The sequence below is a fragment of the Latilactobacillus parasakei genome, from assembly GCF_049674265.1.
In the GTDB taxonomy this organism is placed as follows: domain Bacteria; phylum Bacillota; class Bacilli; order Lactobacillales; family Lactobacillaceae; genus Latilactobacillus; species Latilactobacillus sakei.
The window spans coordinates 778,414-798,327 of the sequence record NZ_CP186861.1; the positions used below are offsets into that span (position 1 = coordinate 778,414).

17 protein-coding genes, 1 tRNA gene and 1 pseudogene are annotated in these 19,914 nt (G+C 41.8%); 7 read left to right on the plus strand and 12 right to left on the minus strand.

The window, feature by feature from the left end:
* Nucleotides 1-4: 4 nt before the first annotated feature.
* The 3 genes from ACPBEH_RS04035 to argR form a co-directional block, all read right to left on the minus strand.
* Nucleotides 5-631 carry an ABC transporter permease gene (locus tag ACPBEH_RS04035; protein WP_011374326.1) on the minus strand — a complete coding sequence of 209 codons (627 nt, stop codon included), beginning with the start codon at nt 629-631 and terminating at the stop codon, nt 5-7.
* A 14-nt stretch (nt 632-645) separates the two neighbouring features.
* Entirely contained in the window at nt 646-1,797 is a 1,152-nt protein-coding gene (locus ACPBEH_RS04040; RefSeq protein ID WP_424349811.1) for a betaine/proline/choline family ABC transporter ATP-binding protein, read from the minus strand.
* Nucleotides 1,798-2,043: 246 nt separating this feature from the next.
* On the minus strand, nt 2,044-2,511 hold the full coding sequence (argR, locus tag ACPBEH_RS04045; protein WP_424349812.1) for an arginine repressor: 468 nt from the start codon (nt 2,509-2,511) through the stop codon (nt 2,044-2,046).
* 196 nt (nt 2,512-2,707) lie between these two features.
* Between argR and ACPBEH_RS04050 the strand changes: the two genes are divergently transcribed.
* The 4 genes from ACPBEH_RS04050 to ACPBEH_RS04065 are packed head-to-tail and all read left to right on the plus strand — an operon-like array spanning nt 2,708 to nt 7,675.
* Nucleotides 2,708-5,542 (plus strand): hypothetical protein, encoded by a 2,835-nt coding sequence (locus ACPBEH_RS04050; RefSeq protein ID WP_424349813.1) that lies wholly within the window; start codon nt 2,708-2,710, stop codon nt 5,540-5,542.
* Between the two features lie 21 nt (nt 5,543-5,563).
* On the plus strand, nt 5,564-5,920 hold the full coding sequence (locus ACPBEH_RS04055) for an LPXTG cell wall anchor domain-containing protein (protein ID WP_424349814.1): 357 nt from the start codon (nt 5,564-5,566) through the stop codon (nt 5,918-5,920).
* Nucleotides 5,901-6,602 (plus strand): WxL domain-containing protein, encoded by a 702-nt coding sequence (locus ACPBEH_RS04060; RefSeq protein WP_424349815.1) that lies wholly within the window; start codon nt 5,901-5,903, stop codon nt 6,600-6,602. Before ACPBEH_RS04055 ends, ACPBEH_RS04060 begins: the two co-directional genes overlap by 20 nt.
* A gap of 17 nt (nt 6,603-6,619) precedes the next feature.
* Nucleotides 6,620-7,675: a WxL protein host-binding domain-containing protein gene (locus ACPBEH_RS04065; RefSeq protein ID WP_424349816.1), complete on the plus strand. Its 1,056-nt coding sequence runs from the start codon at nt 6,620-6,622 to the stop codon at nt 7,673-7,675.
* Between the two features lie 48 nt (nt 7,676-7,723).
* Here the strand turns inward: ACPBEH_RS04065 and ACPBEH_RS04070 are convergent, their stop codons facing one another.
* The 6 genes from ACPBEH_RS04070 to ACPBEH_RS04095 all read right to left on the minus strand — a co-directional run bounded on the left by ACPBEH_RS04070 (nt 7,724) and on the right by ACPBEH_RS04095 (nt 13,831).
* Entirely contained in the window at nt 7,724-8,101 is a 378-nt protein-coding gene (locus tag ACPBEH_RS04070) for a VOC family protein (protein WP_424349817.1), read from the minus strand.
* A gap of 128 nt (nt 8,102-8,229) precedes the next feature.
* On the minus strand, nt 8,230-9,525 hold the full coding sequence (gene eno / locus ACPBEH_RS04075; RefSeq protein WP_011374316.1) for a phosphopyruvate hydratase: 1,296 nt from the start codon (nt 9,523-9,525) through the stop codon (nt 8,230-8,232).
* Between the two features lie 117 nt (nt 9,526-9,642).
* On the minus strand, nt 9,643-10,398 hold the full coding sequence (tpiA, locus tag ACPBEH_RS04080) for a triose-phosphate isomerase (RefSeq protein ID WP_011374315.1): 756 nt from the start codon (nt 10,396-10,398) through the stop codon (nt 9,643-9,645).
* Between the two features lie 25 nt (nt 10,399-10,423).
* The gene (locus ACPBEH_RS04085) at nt 10,424-11,638 is read right to left on the minus strand and encodes a phosphoglycerate kinase (RefSeq protein ID WP_016264805.1); all 1,215 of its coding nucleotides are present in this window, start codon (nt 11,636-11,638) and stop codon (nt 10,424-10,426) included.
* A gap of 100 nt (nt 11,639-11,738) precedes the next feature.
* Nucleotides 11,739-12,755, minus strand: coding sequence for a type I glyceraldehyde-3-phosphate dehydrogenase (gene gap / locus ACPBEH_RS04090; RefSeq protein ID WP_016264804.1), 1,017 nt, complete (start codon nt 12,753-12,755; stop codon nt 11,739-11,741).
* 38 nt (nt 12,756-12,793) lie between these two features.
* On the minus strand, nt 12,794-13,831 hold the full coding sequence (locus ACPBEH_RS04095) for a sugar-binding transcriptional regulator (RefSeq protein ID WP_424349818.1): 1,038 nt from the start codon (nt 13,829-13,831) through the stop codon (nt 12,794-12,796).
* Nucleotides 13,832-14,122: 291 nt separating this feature from the next.
* Here ACPBEH_RS04095 and ACPBEH_RS04100 point away from each other — a divergent pair.
* Nucleotides 14,123-14,194, plus strand: a tRNA-Arg gene (locus ACPBEH_RS04100).
* Between the two features lie 458 nt (nt 14,195-14,652).
* Here ACPBEH_RS04100 and ACPBEH_RS04105 read toward each other — a convergent pair.
* The 3 genes and pseudogenes from ACPBEH_RS04105 to ACPBEH_RS04115 form a co-directional block, all read right to left on the minus strand.
* Nucleotides 14,653-15,072: an SLAP domain-containing protein gene (locus ACPBEH_RS04105; protein ID WP_424350051.1), complete on the minus strand. Its 420-nt coding sequence runs from the start codon at nt 15,070-15,072 to the stop codon at nt 14,653-14,655.
* A 27-nt stretch (nt 15,073-15,099) separates the two neighbouring features.
* Nucleotides 15,100-15,474 (minus strand): annotated as a pseudogene (locus ACPBEH_RS04110) (C40 family peptidase); the annotation flags it as partial.
* A gap of 318 nt (nt 15,475-15,792) precedes the next feature.
* On the minus strand, nt 15,793-16,467 hold the full coding sequence (locus ACPBEH_RS04115) for a hypothetical protein (protein ID WP_424349819.1): 675 nt from the start codon (nt 16,465-16,467) through the stop codon (nt 15,793-15,795).
* Nucleotides 16,468-16,626: 159 nt separating this feature from the next.
* Here ACPBEH_RS04115 and ACPBEH_RS04120 point away from each other — a divergent pair, with 159 nt between their 5' ends.
* Nucleotides 16,627-18,033 carry a C69 family dipeptidase gene (locus ACPBEH_RS04120; RefSeq protein ID WP_424349820.1) on the plus strand — a complete coding sequence of 469 codons (1,407 nt, stop codon included), beginning with the start codon at nt 16,627-16,629 and terminating at the stop codon, nt 18,031-18,033.
* 90 nt (nt 18,034-18,123) lie between these two features.
* Nucleotides 18,124-19,905, plus strand: a complete 1,782-nt coding sequence (locus tag ACPBEH_RS04125) for a glycerophosphodiester phosphodiesterase (protein WP_424349821.1) — start codon at nt 18,124-18,126, stop codon at nt 19,903-19,905.
* Nucleotides 19,906-19,914: the final 9 nt, after the last annotated feature.

The following is a 19,914-nucleotide window of genomic DNA, read 5'->3' on the forward strand; positions in this document are numbered from 1 at the left end:
TCCTTTAGCGAATGGCAACGGGTGTCATTCTTTTTTCAAGACGACCAAGTAAGAAATCAACCAACAAGGCTAAAATCGTCACTGGAATTGTCCCGCCGATAATTAAATCTGGTTTAAATAGATTTAAGCCATTGAAGATGAAATCCCCGAGGCCACCGGCACCAATATATGACGCTAGTGTCGCCCAAGCAATGACGTAAACCGCCGATAATCGGATGCCGGACATGATAACTGGCATTGCCATCGGAACTTCCACCTGCATGATTGATTGGAGCGGCGTCATCCCCATCCCTTTAGCACTATCCTTTAACACCGGATCGACATCGTTCATGCCAATATAGGTATTGCGTAAAATCGGTAATAACGAATAGATAAACAAGGCCACAATCGCTGGTACTTTCCCAATCCCAAGTAGCGGAATCATTAACGCTAACAGCGCCAAAGACGGCACCGTCTGAAGCATGCTAGCTATCGCAATCACGACTTTGGCCGTCTTCGGAACACGAGTTAAGGCAATCCCGAGCGGTACTGCAACTAATGCCCCTAACAATAACGCGATAGCCGAAATGTAAAGTTGCTCCCAAGTTTTAATTAGCAAGTCGGCCCCATTTTGATTTAAAAAATTAAGCATTGCTCTGGCCTCCTTTAGTCTGTTGCATTATCTGACTCATCGTCGCCCCAAACGGCGTCGTAAACGACGTCGACAAGCGCTGTCCGCGTGACAATACCCACTAAACGGTGGTCATCATCGACAACAGGCACGTACTTCCAACCGCGCTTCAATATCCGTTCAATCGTATCTCGGACCAGATCGGTTTGATTCACAAAGTTAACCTTCGTCGACATGATATCTTGAACGGTGCCAGCATCTTTGTAATGATGATCAATATTTTCCAGATCCACTAACCCTTGAAGTAGCTGTTGGTCATCAACGACTAACAACGTATCAACCCGTCGTTGCCGCATTAATTTAATCGCAGAGCTCAGCGATTGATCCGGCGTAATCGTGACCGGTGTCTTCAGCATGATTTGGCCAACGGTTTCAACGTTTGGTTTAGCCTCCAATAATCGATCGTGACCGATTAAATCTTTAACAAAATCGTTAGCCGGCTGTCTTAGGATTTCATTAGGCGTACCGTATTGAATGATTTTGCCACCATCCATAATCGCAATACGTGATGATAATTTGAGCGCTTCGTCCATATCATGGGTTACAAAAATCACTGTTTTGCCCATTTCAACTTGTAGTTGTTTAACAAGATCTTGGAGCGCTTCTCGTGTAATCGGATCAAGTGCGCCAAATGGTTCGTCCATTAAAATAATATCCTGCCCAGCAGCCAACGCTCGGATAACACCGATTCGTTGTTGTTGGCCACCTGATAATTGGCTAGGGTAGCGGTCTAAAAAGTCAGCGGGTAATTCTACCAGTTTTAATAACTCCTGAGCCTTTTTTTCACGGTCTTCATCGGACCATTTCAATAACTTGGGCACGATTGTAATATTGTCGCGAATCGTCATATGGGGCATTAAGCCGATATTTTGGATGACGTAGCCAATTTTGCGTCGCAGTTTAACGGGATCCGTGTCCGCTAGCGATTGGCCATCTAGCGTGATTGTGCCGTGAGTGGGATTAATCATCCGGTTAATCATGCGCATTGTCGTTGTTTTGCCGGAACCAGACGTGCCAATTAGGCAAATGAATTCACCTTGATCAACTGTGAAGCTAATGTCATCAACGGCCTTATTACCACCGCGATAAATTTTTGAAACATGGTCAAATTCTAGATAATGTGCCATCAGTAACCTCCTAATAAATGCCTTTGCATAAATTTATTTATATTATTCATGTTAAGAAGATAAACAACTAGTGTCAATTGATAAGGCTTACAGTTTAGTGTTAGACTACTATTCGCTAAAGTTAATCCGCACCCTCAAATAAGTTATGTCGAATACTTAATCAACACTAATTCATTTTAAAAAAAGGGCATCAATAAGTCAGCCACAAACGTCTCACTTATTGATGCCCTTTTTTAAGTTTGAATCTTAATCTCTTTTACGCCCCGCCAAATGTGCTGAGAAGCGTTGATTTAAATCTGCCGCATGCGCCTCATCAGGACTGATAACGACAATTGTATCATGCCCAGCAAGTGTTCCAACAACGTCTTCATACCCCAAGTCGTCAATTAACGCTGCCAAAAGATTGCCATTACTAGGAACAGTTTTAATCACATTCATCACCTGAACCTGTGTAATCGTCAAGGCGACTTCGCGCAACTTATCGTTTAAACGTTGTTCTTGCGTCCGTTCATCGTCATGAAAAACAGTATAGCGCAACTCACCGTTCACATCCCGTGCCTTAACAATTTGCATCTCCCGAATATCTCGCGAAATTGTTGCTTGTGTGGCATCAATGCCGTCATCTCTTAATGTCGCTAATAATTCCTCTTGGGTGGTTATCACTTGTTGATTAATAATTTGTTCAATCCGTGTCTGTCGGTCTACCTTTTTCATCACGATCACTCCTCCGACGAATCTAATTAACCTTATTATACCAGTTTTGGTGGCTAACAAACAGCGCTATCATTTTTTATACCTTAAGCGTTCCCCTAAACGACAAAATTGCTCACAGAATCACATTAATTGACTTATCGTTTTCTATTATTTATGATTATTATAAGATATAAGATAAATCAAGGAGGCTATGCTGATGAAGACCCCCGTTTCATATCTCTTATTACTAAGTCTATCGACTGCACTACTATCCCCCATTCAAGTTAGTCGTGCTGAGGAATCAGCATCAGCCCCACCAAGTGAATCGCAATCTTCAGTCCTCGTTGAACAAGACGATCCAAGCGACCCACCAGCTGCTGAATCATCATCAGTCTCAACAACTGAAGAATCAACAAAATCTGAATCTGAATCGGTTAAAACACCAACACAAGAGTCAGTTGAATCGCTCAAACCACTTATCACTCAAAATCCTGGTGTCAAAGCCGGTCTCACACCAGTTGCGACTGCAGCCGAACTAAAAACGGCTTTAGAAAACGGCGAGAGTGTTCAGCTAACTGCCGATATCACATTGAATGTGCTCGAAAGTTTACTCGCTAGAATTCAAATCGGTAAAAATAATCCCCAAGACATTACCATCGACGGCACCGATCCAACAACCGGACAGCACCATTTATTAAATATTGCTGATATCGCTGTCCTAGCACCAACGACGCAACTATACATCGGCTCAACTGGTATGCAGAAGAAAACAATCAAGTTTACAAATCTAAGAATTAATAATAATAATTACTACGGTCTCTGTCATCCAACGAATGAATCTTATGCCAGCGGTAGTACACTCTTGTTCGAAAATGTTGAATACAACAGTAGTGCACAGTCACTTCATTTCATGCAAGGGGTGATTGCTTTTAGCGGTAACAATACGATTACCCAAACCGCGGGCACTTGGTCCCAAGAATTTGCTGAAACAGGACGTTTAGACTTTAGAGGTGGTTCAACAACCATCAATCATGCCGGCGGCGGCTCTTATGGTCTAATCCGGGTCGATCAAAATCCAACTGATGGTATCGCCCCCGGTATTCAAGTTTCCGGTGGTGCAAAAGTTGCGATTACAACTAACAACGCTATTTTTCCAGCAAGTGGTAATATCGCTCAGATTGATATCACATCAAAAGGTAGCGGTTCCGACTTAACACTTAACGCTGGTAGCCATATCTTTGGTGTTACCGGATCCAGCGGCTCCAAAGCAGTTGCTTCAGATGGCGGTACTATCAACGTCACAAAGGCCAACAACTTCTATCAAACTGGTACGACTAACCGCACAATTGCTGCGACTAATAATGGTCATGTCAATTTGAAATTATCGGGCAGTCTCTATTATTACGCACAAAGTCAATCCCCAATGTCTGCAACCCAGGACAGTACCATCGATATTCAATCAACCACTAATCTTTTTACCTCCTATCTACAAAAAAGCCCCATTACAGCAGATAAAAATAGTACGATAAAACTCGCTTCTAGTGCCGATGTTTTCGGTGCATATGTTCAAGATAGTCCAATAAGCGCCACTAACAATAGTGAAGTTAACTTGAACGCTGGTAAAGATATTTTCGCCTATATCTATAATCCTTCGAGTGGCAATCCAATCATGCAAATGACGACCGATACTACTTCTAAGATGGCTTTAACCGCCAAAGATGCATTTATCCGTAATATCCAGGCTAATGGTCTTAAATTGGACATTGGTGGTCAACTATCAGCCACGTTTGGCCAATACTTAGCGAGTTCAGGTGCGCGACCGTTCATGCATGACTTCCGTGATAACAGCGTCGTTGACCTCACCATCAACGGTGCGCAAAGTATTGCCAACGGGCTCATTCCACTAGCGAGTGCCGGTTCTTACATGAAAATTGGCGATGACAGTCAAGTAACCATTAATAATCAGACAACCACTAATCAATCTGTCCTATTTGGCCTCAGTGGTAGCAACAGTCCAGTTACAATTGGTGATTCTGATGTCACTATCAACAACAATACAGTTGCGGCAACCCGGTTATTAGAAAATATTAAACTTAACCTTGAAAACACAACTGGCCAATCACCACACACCATTTATCGCGGTGTCAGTTTAACTGAAAAGGACCAAACCAAAACAACTTATCCATTCGTTCACTTCGATAGCACCATTGGTACCACCAACACAACCAACAGTTCAGACACAACTTTTAAAACAAAATTCGAAAGTCTCACCACCACTCAAAATATTGCGCAACTTCATTTGCACGATCCGCTACCACCTGAAATCATCACCCTTGTCAACCCAGGTGGCCTCCCTGCCGACGATGCCCAGAAATTTAATTTTGATTTGAATGGGACCGCAACCCCCGCCAGTGAACTCTCACTGAACTTTCTAAGTGCCGCGGGACAATCACTATTAAAAGGGCCGGTTAAAGCCGCCGGTGCCAATCAAGCTTTTGACTATCAATTCGAAACTGATTTACCAACGCAACCCAGCCAAATTGTCGTCGAAGCTAACTACCCAGCACCATACGCACTCTCCACGCCTGTCCGGAAGGTGCTAAAAGATATCCCAGCAGGTAAGCTGAGCTTTCTAGCAGCACCAACCCACCTCGATTTTGGCAATCTCCCACTTACCAATAGTCAAAGTCCCCTTTATCCCTATACCAAGACAGCTGACACTAGTCTAATTGTCTCTGATCCACGCGCCACTAATCGGGGTGACTGGGCCGTTCAGGTCAACCTCAAGCAACCTTTTACTGCTGGTCAAGCCACTCTCGATAATGCACTGATTTGGCGTAAAGATCAGACCACTAAGCCATTGGTTGCCGGACAACCGCAACAACTTTATTTAAAAGCCGCCCACGCACCGATTCAACCAGGTGCTGATGAAACGGATTTAACGGATCTGCTGCAAGAAACGGTTCAAGCCCAATTCCCGGCTGGCCCTAAACAGACCACAAACCCGTATACGGCTGAATTAGAATTAATGCTCATCACTGCCCCCAATTAAATCGTTAGGAGGTTAGATGCGATGTATAAACGCTATTTCTTCACTTTTCTGCTAGGTGGTAGTCTATTATTCACACCGATTCGAGCAGAGGCCGTGCCCGCTAGTTCGAGTGCGACAATTCAATTTAGCAATCAGCAAACGCTACCGGTCGTCCCCCTACCACGACCACCGCTAATTGCCGCACCCGACAACGCGGGCACCATTCACAACGAATGGCACATGACACCACTCGAATATGCACCACCATTGACACAACGGTTACCACAAACCGATGTGTCCAATACACGCTATTATCAACTTAGCGGATTGCTCCTATTATTAACCATAATTCTATTCATTAAGAAAGAGGCGACCTACTATGAAAAAAACAATGATTAGCACAACTTTATTCTCACTACTTGCAACAACAACTCTTCTCTCAGCAGGCCAAATTCAAGCCGCACCTACAGAAGTTGAAAAACAAACGACTGATGCAGCAGTTGTCTTCACTGAAAAAAGTAATCCGTTAGTAATTACAGCCGTTCCTGACTTCCACTTTGGTTCTCATGAAATTGATCGTTCAGCGGATCAAGAATTAGCAGCGGTTGCAAGTGGCTCTCAAATTGGTACAGGAAACACGCTTGCTACTAGTAATGTCGTTTCAATTCAAGATGATCGTAGCCAAGCTAAATTGGATGGTTGGGACCTACAAGTGGCCCAAACAGATTTCGCTAACGCTGGCACTATCGACGCAAGTGACGCAGATTCTTCCGACGTCTTAACCGGCGTTAACATTTTCTTTAAAACACCAAACGTGACAATTGATGGTGCTAATAAGGGCGATGCTGCGTTACCAACAACTAGCGATCAAACGGTTCAAGTTAACGATCAAGCAAGTACCTTTATGAAAGGTGGCGCGACATCCTTCGGGAACGTTGTCGCAACATTAGGCACTGCACCAACCTCAGGAACAGATAGTGACGCTATCTTCCTCCACGTACCAAAGACCATTAATCCAACAGACAAAGCACACTATCAATCAGATATCACATGGACTTTAATCGCTAGCCCAAATAGCTAACAAAGGAGTTTTTGAATATGCGGACAACAATTAAAAGACTAGTTATCGGCCTGTTATTTGGCCTAATTGCCCTCTTCGCCCAGGCACAATCCATACAAGCCGCGCAACCCGTAGCGGATTTTGCGATGACCATTATTCCGCCTGATAACCAGGCCGACAAACAATTAAGTTATTTTGATTTAGTTGTCCAACCTAAGCAACAACAAGATCTCCAGATTAAATTAGTCAATCATAAGGACAAACCGATTAAAGTTCGCGTACAAACCAACACGGCGACCACCAATATTAACGGCGTCGTCAACTACAGCGATAATGTGAATCAATCCGATAAAACGCTCAAATATCCCCTGGGCAAACATCTGAAACCAGCCAAAAAGAATATTACATTAACCGCTCATGAACAAAAAGTCGTCAATATTCGCTTAAGCGCACCTGACAAAGCTTTTAAAGGGCAATTAGTTGGTGGGATTAGCGCGACTGAAGTCCCAACAACAGCAAAGACAACACAGCAGATTAGCGTGCGGAACAAATTTGCATACGCAGTTGCAGTGGTTGCCCGTAGCAATGACCAAAGCGTCACACCAGAATTCAAACTGGGTGCTGTCAAAACTGGCCAACATATGGGAACCAACCAAATCATTGCTAATATTCGTAATGTCCAACCTAAGTTCCAAAATCAAACATCATTAAACGCCTTTGTCACCAAGCGTAACCAGAAGACGAAGCTTTATCAAACCGAAAAAAAGCAAGTCCAATTTGCACCCAATTCGGTTATGCAGTTTTACCTACCGCTTAATGATCGTTTTAAACCCGGCCGTTACACACTTGATTTAACAGTCCGTTCAGAAGGCCGCACTTGGCATTTCACGCGGCACTTTACAATCAATCGTCAAACTGCTGCTAAGTGGAACCAAAAAGACGTCAGCTTAACGCCTGAAACCGACTACTGGCCTTACATCTTGGCAGGTTTAACACTTATTCTACTGATTCTGGCTTACGTCTACTGGCGTTACCGAAAGAAACAAAAGGAAAATCAGGCCCTTAAAGACGAAATTGACCGACTAAAATCTTAACCAACCAAAAAAAGAGTTACGCTTAGAAGTAACTCTTTTTTTGTCGACTTAAACCGTCAATTCAATTTGATTTTGTTCTGGATCTTGAACGACTGCCTCGTAATAACCATCACCCGTTACTCTTGGGCCATTTAGCAATGGTAAGCCTTGTGCTTGAAACTTAGCAACTAATTGATCAACCGCAGTTTCACTGCCAACAGCCATTGCTAAGTGCGCAATTTGCCCCTTTGTGGCTAAGCCAGCCAATTCACTATCTTGATGCATAATCTCTAACCGCGCACCATCTGCGAAAGTTAAAAAATATGATTGGAACCCTTTTTTGTGATTCTCATACAACTCACCCGCAGTCGCTTGAAACATTGTTTGATAAAAAGCCTTCATTGTTTCTAAATCGTGAACCCATAAACCAATATGTTCAATATGCATTAAATTACCCCTTACTTATACTTAATGACTCTATTATGGCATGGATTTAAAACGGTTACAATAATAGTATAAAAAAAGGGCATCTCATTACTGAGATGCCCTTTTTTAACATGCTTGTACGCATTCAATTATTTTTTGATATTGTAGAATGAGTTGATACCTTTGTATGAAGCTGTATCACCTAATTGTTCTTCAATACGCATTAATTGGTTGTACTTAGCTAAACGATCAGTACGGCTCATTGAACCTGTCTTGATTTGGCCAGCGTTTGTAGCAACAACTAAGTCAGCGATTGTTGTATCTTCAGTTTCACCTGAACGATGTGAAACAACAGCTGTGTAGCCAGCTTCTTTAGCCATTTCGATTGCTTCTAATGATTCTGTTAATGTACCGATTTGGTTAACTTTAACAAGAATTGAGTTAGCAGCGCCCATCTTGATACCTTTACGTAGGTAATCAGTGTTTGTTACGAAGAAGTCATCACCAACAAGTTGAACTTTTTCGCCAAGTTCTTTAGTGATTGATGCCCAGTCTTCCCAGTTGTTTTCATCGATAGGATCTTCGATTGAAATGATTGGGTATTTAGCAACTAAGCCTTCAAGGTATTTAACGAATTCAGGTGTTGTGAATTCTTCACCAGTTGACCAACGTAATTTGTATGTCTTATCTTCGTTGTTCCATAATTCTGATGAAGCAACATCGATAGCGATTGAGATATCTTCGCCAGCTTTGTAACCAGCTTTTTCGATAGCTTTGATCAAGTATTGTAAAGGTTCTTCGTTGTTTGCGAAGTCAGGTGCGAAACCACCTTCATCACCAACAGAAGTAACTTTACCGTCAGCTGATAAAAGACTCTTCAATGCTTGGAAAGTTTCTGAACCCATACGGATAGCTTCACGTACAGATTTAGCACCAACAGGCATGATCATGAATTCTTGGAAATCAACTTTGTTATCTGAGTGAGCACCACCATTGATAACGTTCATCATTGGTGTTGGTAATACGTGAGCGTTAGGGCCGCCTAAGTATTCGTACAATGGTAAGCCTAATTCGTCAGCAGCAGCACGTGCAGCAGCCAATGAAACGCCTAAGATTGCGTTAGCGCCTAATTTACCTTTGTTTTCAGTACCGTCTAACTTGATCATTGCAGCATCAATACCGCGTTGGTCAGTTGTGTCGAAACCTACGATTTCTTTAGCAAGAGGGCCATTTACGTTTTCAACAGCCTTTAATACACCCTTGCCACCAAAACGTGATTTGTCGCCGTCACGTAATTCAACAGCTTCATGTTCACCAGTTGAAGCACCTGAAGGAACAATTGCGCGACCAAAGCCGCCATCTTCAGTATAAACTTCAACTTCGACAGTAGGATTACCACGTGAGTCTAAGACTTCGCGGCCTAAAATATCAGTAATAATTGACATGTAATTTTCTCCTTTTTTGGCTGATGATATTCACCAGCACTTTTTTGGATGTCAGGCAAAGCCCACATCTTATTTTAGCTAATTTTTAGTGATTCGTAAATACATACGAGCGAAAAATTAGTCGTTAAAGTGAACAAGGTCTAAGAATGAAGCAGGTTCCATGCTTGCGCCACCAACTAAACCACCATCGATGTCTTCTTTGCCCATGATTTCTTTAACGTTTGCAGGTTTAACTGAACCACCGTATTGGATACGAACTTTGTCAGCAACTGTTTGGTCGTATAACTTAGCAACTGTTTGACGAACAACAGCACAGATTTCTTGTGCTTGGTCAGCAGAAGCAGTTTTACCAGTACCGATTGCCCAGATTGGTTCGTAAGCAATAACCATTGAGCTAACTTGGTCAGCTGAAAGGCCTTTAAGACCTTCTGTTACTTGGTTTGAAACCCATTCTTCAGCTTTGCCAGCTTCACGAGTTTCTAATGATTCACCACAACAGAAGATAGGTGTCATGTTGTTTTTGAAGATTGCGTGTGCTTTTTTGTTGATATCTTCATCAGTTTCGTGGAAGTAATCACGACGTTCTGAATGACCGATGATGACGTAATCAACACCCATTTCATTCAAAGTTTTTGGTGAAGTTTCGCCAGTGAATGCACCAGCTTCTTCGAAGTAACAGTTTTCAGCAGCAACTTTTAAGTCTGTGCCTTTAGCTGCTTCTAATAAAGCAGGTAAGTCAACAGCAGGTGCACCGATAACTGATTCTGTTTGATCAAACTTAGGTAAGTTGGCTTTGATAGCATTAACGAACTCAGTTGTTTGAGTTGGGTTCATGTTCATTTTCCAGTTACCAGCAATGATTGGTTTACGCATGAGAAAATCTCCTCTTAATTTAAAATTATTTGTCTGAAATAGCAGCGATACCAGGTAATGTCTTACCTTCTAGGTATTCAAGTGATGCGCCACCACCAGTAGAAATATGTGTTAACTTGTCGCCAACGCCTAATTTCTTAACTGCGGCTGTTGAATCGCCACCACCGACGATTGTTGTAGCGCCTGATAAGTTACCTAAGAATTCGCCAATTGCCAATGTACCTTTAGCAAAGTTGTCCATTTCGAACACACCCATAGGGCCGTTCCAAACAACAGTCTTAGCATCTTTAAGAACATTTTCGAAGTCAGCGATTGCTTTAGGTCCGATATCTAATGCCATGTAGCCATCAGGAATGTTACCTTCAACAGTTTCTGTCTTAGCATCGTTTGAGAATGCGTCTGCAACAACGTTATCAACAGGCAATACTAATTTGTCGCCAGCTTTTTCGATTAATTCTTTAGCTAATTCGATCTTATCTTCTTCAACTAATGAGTTACCAATTGATAAACCTTTAGCAGCGTAGAAAGTATAAGTCATACCACCACCAACAATAACTTTGTCAGCTTTAGCTAATAAATGTTCGATAACACCGATCTTGTCAGAAACCTTTGCGCCACCTAAGATAGCAACAAATGGACGTTCTGGCGCGTCAACTGCTTCGCCCAAGAATTTGATTTCTTTTTCTAATAAGTAACCAGCAACTGCAGGTTTGTTATTAGCTTTCATAGCTGTTGCAATCCCAACGTTTGATGCGTGAGCACGGTGAGCTGTACCGAAAGCGTCGTTGACGAACATGTCGCCTAATGATGCCCAGTATTCGCCCAACTTAGGATCGTTTTTACTTTCGCGTTTGCCAAAGTCGTTGTCGATATCTTGGAAACGAGTGTTTTCCATAACTAATACTTGACCATCAGTCATAGCATCGATAGCAGTTTCTAATTCTTGACCTTCGTTTGAAGCAACGAAAGTAACGTCTTTGTTTAATAATTCGCCAAGACGTGCAGCAACTGGTTTCAATGTCAATTCTTTCTTGTCTTCGTCACTCTTGATACGGCCCAAATGAGAAAGTAAGATAGCCTTGCCACCATTGTCGATGATGTATTGGATTGTTGGTAAAGCAGCTACGATACGGTTATCATCACCGATAACGCCGCCTTTGATTGGTACATTAAAGTCAACACGTACTAAGACTTTTTTGCCTTTAATATCTTTTAAATCTGCAACTGTTTGTTTTGCCATGTGGACAAACCTCCTAGATTTTCATAAAAAAAGACGGAAGGAGTTTACCTCCTCCCGCCTTATAAAATGCTATCGCATTTCTAAGTTCACAAAAGTGAAATTAGATTAAGCTAGCAAATTTTTCTAATGTACGGATCATTTGAGCTGTAAAGCCTGATTCGTTGTCATACCAAGCAACAACTTTAACAACTTGGCCTTCACCACTACCAACAACTTGTGTTTGAGTAGGATCAAATACTGAACCAAATTCTGTACCGATGATATCTGATGAAACGATTTCGTCAGCGTTGTAACCGAATGATTGGTTGCCTTCTGTAACTTTCTTAACAGCAGCGTTAACTTCGTCAGCTGTAACTTCTTTGTCAAGAGTTGCAACTAATTCTGTTAATGAACCAGTGATAACTGGAACACGTTGTGCATGTCCGTCAAGTTTACCCTTTAATTCAGGAACAACTAAGCCAAGAGCTTTAGCAGCACCAGTTGAATGAGGGATGATGTTAGCAGCAGCAGCACGTGCAGCACGTACGTTTCCACCACGATCAGGACCATCTTGTAATTTTTGTGTAGCTGTGTAAGCATGAACAGTTGTCATTGTACCAGCTTTGATTGTGAAAGCATCGTTAACTGCTTTAGCTAAAGGTGCTAAACAGTTTGTTGTACATGAAGCAGCTGAGATGATGTTGTCGTCAGCTGTGATAGTGTCATCATTAACACCGTAAACAACTGTCTTAACAGCGCCAGCAGGAGCTGAGATAAGAACTTTCTTAGCACCAGCATCAAGATGAGCTTGTGATTTTTCTTCTGATGTGTAGAAACCAGTACTTTCAAGTACTAAGTCAACGCCATCATTCTTAACCCAAGGAATATTACGTGCATCTGATTCAGCATAAACTGGAATGTTCTTGCCATCGATAACGATGCTGTTTTCTGTAGCTGATACTTCGTGATCGAATTGACCATGAGCTGTATCATACTTTAATAAGTGTGCTAACATGTCTGGTGATGTTAAATCATTGATAGCAACAACTTCCAAAACGTCACTGCTTGTTGCGTAAATACGACGTAAAGCTAAACGACCAATACGTCCGAAACCATTAATCCCTACTTTTGTAGTCATAATAGAATTTCCTCCTTTAGGAAATGAAAATTTTTATTTTAAAGGGTTGCCCCTTGTAAAATCGAGTTTGCGGCACCCTCATCCGTGATTAACCACGTCTGTTGAGGTGCGAGGTGCATGTACGCTTCAATTGCTTGGGCCTTAGAAGTCCCACCTGCAACCGCGAGTACACACGGAATATTTAATAAGTCACGAATCTGTAATCCAATTCGCGGAATCTTGTACACCACTTCGCCTTGAGCGTTAAAGAAGTAACCAAAGGCCTCACCTACCGCATGCTTTTCTTTCAGCATCTTGATGGTTTCAATCGGCATATCCCGCCGTTCTGCCATCGTAATGGCTTCGCCAATACTATGCAACACGCCGCGACTGCGTTCAATCAGCTTCAACACTTCTTGAACACTTGGTTCTTCTAATAGTGGGGCATAAGTCTTCTCACTCACCTGTTCAGGAACATATAATGCCCGGTGTTTACCACCAGTTTGGTTGGCCATCTCGGCACAAACCGCATTCGCCTGAATATCAACACTCTCACCAATCCCACCTCTAGCCGGCACAAAGATTAAATTGCGCTTTTTAGAAAGATCGGTTGACAGTTCATGAGCTGCCTTAGCCATCGTCGTACCACCCATTACCGCCACAACACTTTGACCTTGTGGTAGTAACAACTGTAATGTACTATTGACTAATTTGCCCATTTCGGTGAGGACTTTTGGTTGTTCATCACTATTGCCAGAAACAATTAAGCAATGCTCAATTCCAAGGTAGCGACTTAACTCGCGTTCAGTCTGCCGTAATCCTAAGAACTGGTCCATTACTTGTCTTAACTGATCAAGAACTTCTTGTCCTTTGACAGTTAAAACCATACCTGATTTTGACGAATTAAGCAAACCTTGTGCCTTTAAAAAATCCGTCTCCGTCCGAATGACTCTCTCACTTAATTTGAGCTGCTCAGCAAGTGTGCGTCGCCCAACTGGTGCAAGCCAATCAATATGTTGTAGGACTTGGTAACGTTTCTTAACGACACCGACAAAATCAGGCGCAACCGCTTCTATTGCAGATAACTCATCGCGCATTGCTCTCGCCTACTTTCCGGTGGGACATTAAATGTCCATCTGTGTCATCAATCGACCCATGTCTGGCAAAAAATAAAAGGCAACTTACTAAAACTAGTAACTTATCCTTTGAACAAGACCATTATATCAAGTGAGCAAAACACATGCAATGCTTTGCGCTTAATGAATACGTTTTCTTTCCGAATAATTTTAAAACGTTGATTTATCGCGATTTATTAAAATTGGGACTTGAATTTTTTCTAGATATCCGCTAAAATAATATATTGTACTGTTGAGTACACATGTTAGGTTGCGCCGCTAGTGTAATGGATAGCACCCAAGATTCCGGTTCTTGAGATCCGGGTTCGACTCCCGGGTGGCGCATATATATACCTTTTATACCAATGATTATCACCACTTTGCGTGGTTCTTGTGTGGTAAATGTAAAAAGACCTGTCAATTTTATGTTGGCAGGTCTTTTTTGTTGTACTCCATAGGTGATTGATAACAATTGTTTTTTTCCTATTGTACGCTCAAAAAGAGACCACCTAAATCGGACTGCCTCTTTTCTACTAATTAAATCCTATCTTTGAATTGCAATGCTTAAGGTCATCCACTGTTAAACAGCCACATTCGAACGATTTTATCCACCTGATAAGTATAAAATGTTGCATCCACTTACTGTCACGGTTGATCACAATCATTTTTTGAGGATATTATGGAATATAAGAACGTAATGCGTAAACTGGTTAACCATCCTTGGAGATTGAATATCGCCGATTTTAACAAAAAAATAAGCCTACCCCAAAATTTGGGTTAGACTTATTTCATGTTCAATCTAATTATTTTTCTGGGCCAAATTGTGTATATCGTTTGGGAATATACTCGTCATTTCCAAGTAAATACATCACAGTACCATTAATAGTTTTTTTGCCAAATGTCTTAAATGACGTACCCGTTGCCAATCGTTTACCTGTACTTGAACCATTAGCATGCCAAGTTAGAACACCATATCCTGGCACATAATTAACAGTTATTATGCGATCATCCAAATTAGTATACCTCCGTGGAATATACGTGTCATTCCCAACTAAGAACATTTCTTCGTTATTTATGATAACTGTATTTAAAACTTTCCATTTTGTCCCAGTGATAAACTTCTTGTTAGAATCTGCTATTCGCTGTCCATTTTTATGGAACGCTAAAATGCCATAACCTGGATCATATTTAATTATAGCGACACTCTCATTAATAGGTGCCATGGGATAATCCGGTGTTGTTGATAAAACTCTTCTGGCAAAGTTAGGATAATAATATTTCATATTAGTAATTTTTACATTTTGGCCTGGTTGTGGAGCTTGAACAAAGTTGCCATCACCGATATAGATAGCAACGTGATATGTACTACCGCGACTGCCCCAGAACAATAAATCACCTGGTTGCAAAGCGCTTAAACTAACTTCTGAGCCACTTTTTTCTTGTTGTGTTGTTACCCGTGGTAAATTAATTCCCGCTGCATGAGAATAAACATATTGAACTAATCCTGAACAATCAAAACTGTTTGGCCCAGTTGCTCCCCAAACATATGGTTTCCCAACTTGTTGCTTAGCTAAGTTGACAACCGCTTGTTGCTTGCTATTCATAGCTGCCGCTTGGACAGGTGTGGTATTTATTAAACCATTCGATATTAGGCCTGTCCCTCCTAATGATACTCCAATTGCTGCCAATAATACTAAAAGTTTTTTATTAACTTTCATTTGTAATCCCTCCTTTACACCTCCATACTAGTCCTATATAATTTTAATACAACTCTATTATTAATTAATTCACAAGAGTATAATTTTAATTGTTATGACTTAAATATTAATAAAATTAACCATTGATGTTTAAATTATGTCTTTTCGGATTTCATCATTTTTTATTATCAATAAAATAAGGCTACCTCACAATTAAGGAAGGTAGCCTCATTTTTATGCCTCTACTTATTTATCAAAGAAACTATTTCCTACTTCAAAGAAGAGGTATTGGTTATTAACTTTAACTTGGCCCAAAATGGCTTTTTGAGCTTTTGTTGCCCAGAAATATGAGTAGCGCGGATGTCCATACGCATCATTTAAAGCCGGTAAGCTCGTGCCCGGATCTCTGACGACAACTTTTTTCATATCAGTTTTTTGTTTATTTTGTGCTGCTTGGCCGGTTTCTTTAAAGAATTCACTTTCCGTCAATAAACGGTAGCCATTCCCCTGCAACCAGCGCAACCCACTATTATTCATCGCGATAAAATTCATATAATCAGTTGTCAGTGCCCCTTTAACGTATTTATCTGGGTAGACACCATCCCAACCGTCTTGATTATCAGCTTCTGCGGCAGCACTGCTGGCCGATGCTTTAAAATCTTTTTCATTAATCACGACTTCATCACTGGCCGCTTTCGCCCGTTCAGAAGAGGGTTGGTAAAAAACGCCTGATTGCGTCGACCCTTTTTGAGTTGCACTTTGGCTAGCGTTGTTATTTCTGATAAACCAGGTTAACCCACCAGCGACGATCAACACTAAAACCACTCCTTGAATGATTAGCGTCTTCTTACGTTTAGCACGCGCTTTTGAAAAATCAGATTCCCATTGCGTCATAATTGGCCCCTTTTTGTACTTCGCCATCTTGTTCCCCCCAAAAGCATCCTATTCGTAAATCCCTTTAACTTTATACTGACACTATACCAAAGTAATCGCTATTTTTAAATAGTTACTCACTTTTTAATGACTTTTACCCTAACGATTGGCTTATAATGAATAATAAACCTTGAAGGAGTCCTTCTTTTGAATAAGCGAATCAGTTCTTGTACAACCATTTTAGTAGGAAAAAAGGCCTCGCTTGATGGCTCAACCCTTATCGCTAGAAATGAGGATGGCTACAACAAACCTAATCCGCAAAAATTCCGCGTTATTCAACCAGCCGATCAACCCGTTGATTACACCTCAGCCATTAATGGGCTCAAAATCAAACTACCAACAAGTCCGTTACGTTACACTTCGACACCCGATGCCGATGATCAATATGGTATTTGGGCTGGTGCCGGCATTAATAGCGCCAACGTCGCGATGACTGCATGCGAAACAATTACCAACAATCCCCATATCTTAGCGATTGATCCGCTAACTGATGACGGGATTGGTGAAGCCGATTTCGTAACACTCGTTCTGCCTTATAGCCAATCAGCTCGCCAAGCCGTGTTACGTTTAGGTCAACTCCTTGAAATCTATGGGACTTATGAAACCAACGGCATCGCCTTTTCTGATCACGATGAAGTTTGGTATTTAGAAACAATCGGCGGGCATCACTGGGCAGCAATTCGTATCCCAGATAACGCCTTTGTCGTTGCGCCTAACCGTCTCAACATTGCTGAATTCGATTTTGCCTCACCAAATACGCTATTCTCAAAAGATCTACCAAGTCTAATTGCGCAATACCATCTCAATCCTGATGAGGATCAAGTAAACCTCCGTCACATCTTTGGCACAGCAACCATCAAAGATTCTCACTATAATAATCCCCGCGCCTATGCCATTTTAAAAGCATTTGCCGGCCTTGATGAGGGTGACTATGAAGATCAAGAACTGCCCTTCATGATGGTTCCCACTAAAAAATTAACAATTGAAGCCGTTAAATGGGCCCTCAGTTCTCATTTCGAGAACACGCCTTTTGATCCTTACGGCACAGGTTCAAAGGATGATCGTCAACGCTACCGGACAATCGGTTTAAACCGAAATGAAGAAACGCATATTCTGCAAATCCGCAACGATGTCCCCGAAGCGATTGCCGGGATTCATTGGTTAGCATTTGGCCCCAACACCTTTAACGGTTTAGTGCCATTTTATGCCAATACAAATACGACGCCGGCCATTTATCGTGAGACACAAACCAGCCTTGATCCTAACAACATTTACTGGTTAAATCGTCTAACAGCCCTACTCGGAGATACTGACTTCAACCGTTATCAAGGACTTCGGGATGCTTTTGAAGCCCAAGCATTAATTGATTGTCGCAAGATTCAACTCAAAACGGACGCCGCAATTTTAGCTAATCCGGAAAATAGCACCGCGCAACTCACTGCCGCTAACCAATCGCTCGCTGATGCTTACTTCATGAACCTCAATCAACTCCTCGGAAAAATGGTAACCACCGGCGCCAACCATATGAAACTACGCTATTCATTAAATGATTAATAAAGAAGGGTTAAGTAGCGATTGTTACTTAACCCTTCTTTTGTTGTACAATAGTCCTTATAAATGTTTCTATTGAGGAGCTTCTATTTAATGCAATATTTTAAAAAGTTATTTTTAAATACCTTTACGTTTTTAAAACAAAGCCAAGCTTATTTTCGAAGTGTTTTATTAATGCATGGCTTTTTGCTTTTAATTTGCCTGCCGCTTTTAAGTAAAGCCAGCTACTTCATTTTAGTACATTACCAGATTCAGTTTTTAGCGTTGAGCAATCTGCCCGTGCTCATTCACCAGCACCCCTTTGCGCTTCTAGCGCTCGTGGGGATTGCGCTGCTGATTTTATTACTGGCCTTCTTCGAATTCACATTTCTATTATTAAGTGTGTATTTTATTCAGATTAAACGGCCACTGGCTCTGCAAGCATTACTTAAGATGACAGTCGCCCAAATTACGCATCTGCGCATCGGTACCATTTTTTTCTTCCTATATTATTACATCCTAATTATCCCATTGGGCGGTTTGGGCTATCACTCCGATTTATTGACAAAATTTAAATTGCCCGCCTTCATCTTAGATTATATCATCACCAATCGACGGCTGATTGCCGTTTTGGGGCTCCTCATTTATCTGAGCTTGTTATATATTGGTTTGCGCCTCATCTTCACCCTCCCAAATATCATTCTTCAACAAATGTCGTTAAAAAAAGCGCTACGGACGAGCTGGCGCTTTACGCATCACCAATTAGTAACCCTAGTTGGTCGGTTGTTACTCATCGTTGGGGGCCTCGTTGGTTTTACAGCTGTTAGTTTCTTCTTATTAATTCAGCTTCAGGCGTTCATTGAAACCCATACCAGTGTCGGCTTCCAGAGCGCCGTTATCCTCATGACATTTTTACAAGTGGTCGTCCTCATTAACCTAGTCCTCTCAACTGTCGCCATCTTCTTCGTACTGGTTGATTATCTACTATCCGATTCACAATTTAATCGGCCCGCAATCAACTATTCTAGTCTCAAACTGAGTGTCCCTCTCAATAGCGGCTTATTATTGCTAGTGGCTGCGGTTACTTTAATTGGTGCCGGCTTTTACAATTGGGATTACCTTCGCGCCGTCTCGATTCAACAACCAATCAGCATCTCACACCGCGGTGTCTCTCAAAAAAATGGCGTTCAAAATTCACTCACTGCGCTCAAACAAACGCACCACTTAAAACCCGACTACGTGGAAATGGACGTCCAACTGACCAAAGATCATCAATTCGTTGTTTTTCATGACTTTCAGCTGGCACCACTCACTGGCCATTCAGGAACGCCGCAATCAAAAACGCTGACGCAACTCACCGAAATGACAGTACGCGAACATAAACGCACCGCACCAATTGCGTCATTTGATGACTATCTCGTACTCGCCAATCAACTACACCAAAAACTCTTAATTGAAATCAAGACGCCAACTACCGATAATCCGGGTTTGGTACAAAAATTCCTAGCCAAATACCAAACTAGCATTGAAGCCCACGATCACATGGTGCAGTCCTTGAACTGGCAAGTGGTGGAAGATGTCAAAAAAGCAGCACCGCAAATTCAAACCGGTTATATCCTGCCCTTTAATTTCATCGGGCCACCCATTTCACACGCTGATTTCTACGCGGTTGAAATGACGACGGTCAACCGGCACTTCATTCAAGCGGCGCATCAAGAAAAGAAAGCCGTCTTTGTTTGGACACCCAAGGATCAACAGGCAGTCCAACGGATGATGTATTTTGGTGCGGATGGCGTGATCACCGATAATCTCAAAGCAGTTGAACAAGCCCAAAACCAACACACAAAACCGCATTACGCCGATAAATTAGCCTTTTATGTGATGGGTATTGGATAATAAAAAAAG

Excerpts from the sequence above, each read along its gene's own strand:
- ACPBEH_RS04035 (WP_011374326.1), bottom strand. The coding sequence starts at position 631 with ATGCTTAATTTTTTAAATCAAAATGGGGCCGACTTGCTAATTAAAACT.
- ACPBEH_RS04050 (WP_424349813.1), top strand. The coding sequence starts at position 2,708 with ATGAAGACCCCCGTTTCATATCTCTTATTACTAAGTCTATCGACTGCA.
- ACPBEH_RS04105 (WP_424350051.1), bottom strand. The coding sequence starts at position 15,072 with ATGGCACCTATTAATGAGAGTGTCGCTATAATTAAATATGATCCAGGT.
- eno (WP_011374316.1), bottom strand. The coding sequence starts at position 9,525 with ATGTCAATTATTACTGATATTTTAGGCCGCGAAGTCTTAGACTCACGT.
- gap (WP_016264804.1), bottom strand. The coding sequence starts at position 12,755 with ATGACTACAAAAGTAGGGATTAATGGTTTCGGACGTATTGGTCGTTTA.
- ACPBEH_RS04055 (WP_424349814.1), top strand. The coding sequence starts at position 5,564 with ATGTATAAACGCTATTTCTTCACTTTTCTGCTAGGTGGTAGTCTATTA.
- ACPBEH_RS04065 (WP_424349816.1), top strand. The coding sequence starts at position 6,620 with ATGCGGACAACAATTAAAAGACTAGTTATCGGCCTGTTATTTGGCCTA.
- ACPBEH_RS04095 (WP_424349818.1), bottom strand. The coding sequence starts at position 13,831 with ATGCGCGATGAGTTATCTGCAATAGAAGCGGTTGCGCCTGATTTTGTC.
- tpiA (WP_011374315.1), bottom strand. The coding sequence starts at position 10,398 with ATGCGTAAACCAATCATTGCTGGTAACTGGAAAATGAACATGAACCCA.
- ACPBEH_RS04070 (WP_424349817.1), bottom strand. The coding sequence starts at position 8,101 with ATGCATATTGAACATATTGGTTTATGGGTTCACGATTTAGAAACAATG.
- ACPBEH_RS04040 (WP_424349811.1), bottom strand. The coding sequence starts at position 1,797 with ATGGCACATTATCTAGAATTTGACCATGTTTCAAAAATTTATCGCGGT.
- argR (WP_424349812.1), bottom strand. The coding sequence starts at position 2,511 with ATGAAAAAGGTAGACCGACAGACACGGATTGAACAAATTATTAATCAA.
- ACPBEH_RS04060 (WP_424349815.1), top strand. The coding sequence starts at position 5,901 with ATGAAAAAAACAATGATTAGCACAACTTTATTCTCACTACTTGCAACA.
- ACPBEH_RS04125 (WP_424349821.1), top strand. The coding sequence starts at position 18,124 with ATGCAATATTTTAAAAAGTTATTTTTAAATACCTTTACGTTTTTAAAA.
- ACPBEH_RS04115 (WP_424349819.1), bottom strand. The coding sequence starts at position 16,467 with ATGGCGAAGTACAAAAAGGGGCCAATTATGACGCAATGGGAATCTGAT.
- ACPBEH_RS04085 (WP_016264805.1), bottom strand. The coding sequence starts at position 11,638 with ATGGCAAAACAAACAGTTGCAGATTTAAAAGATATTAAAGGCAAAAAA.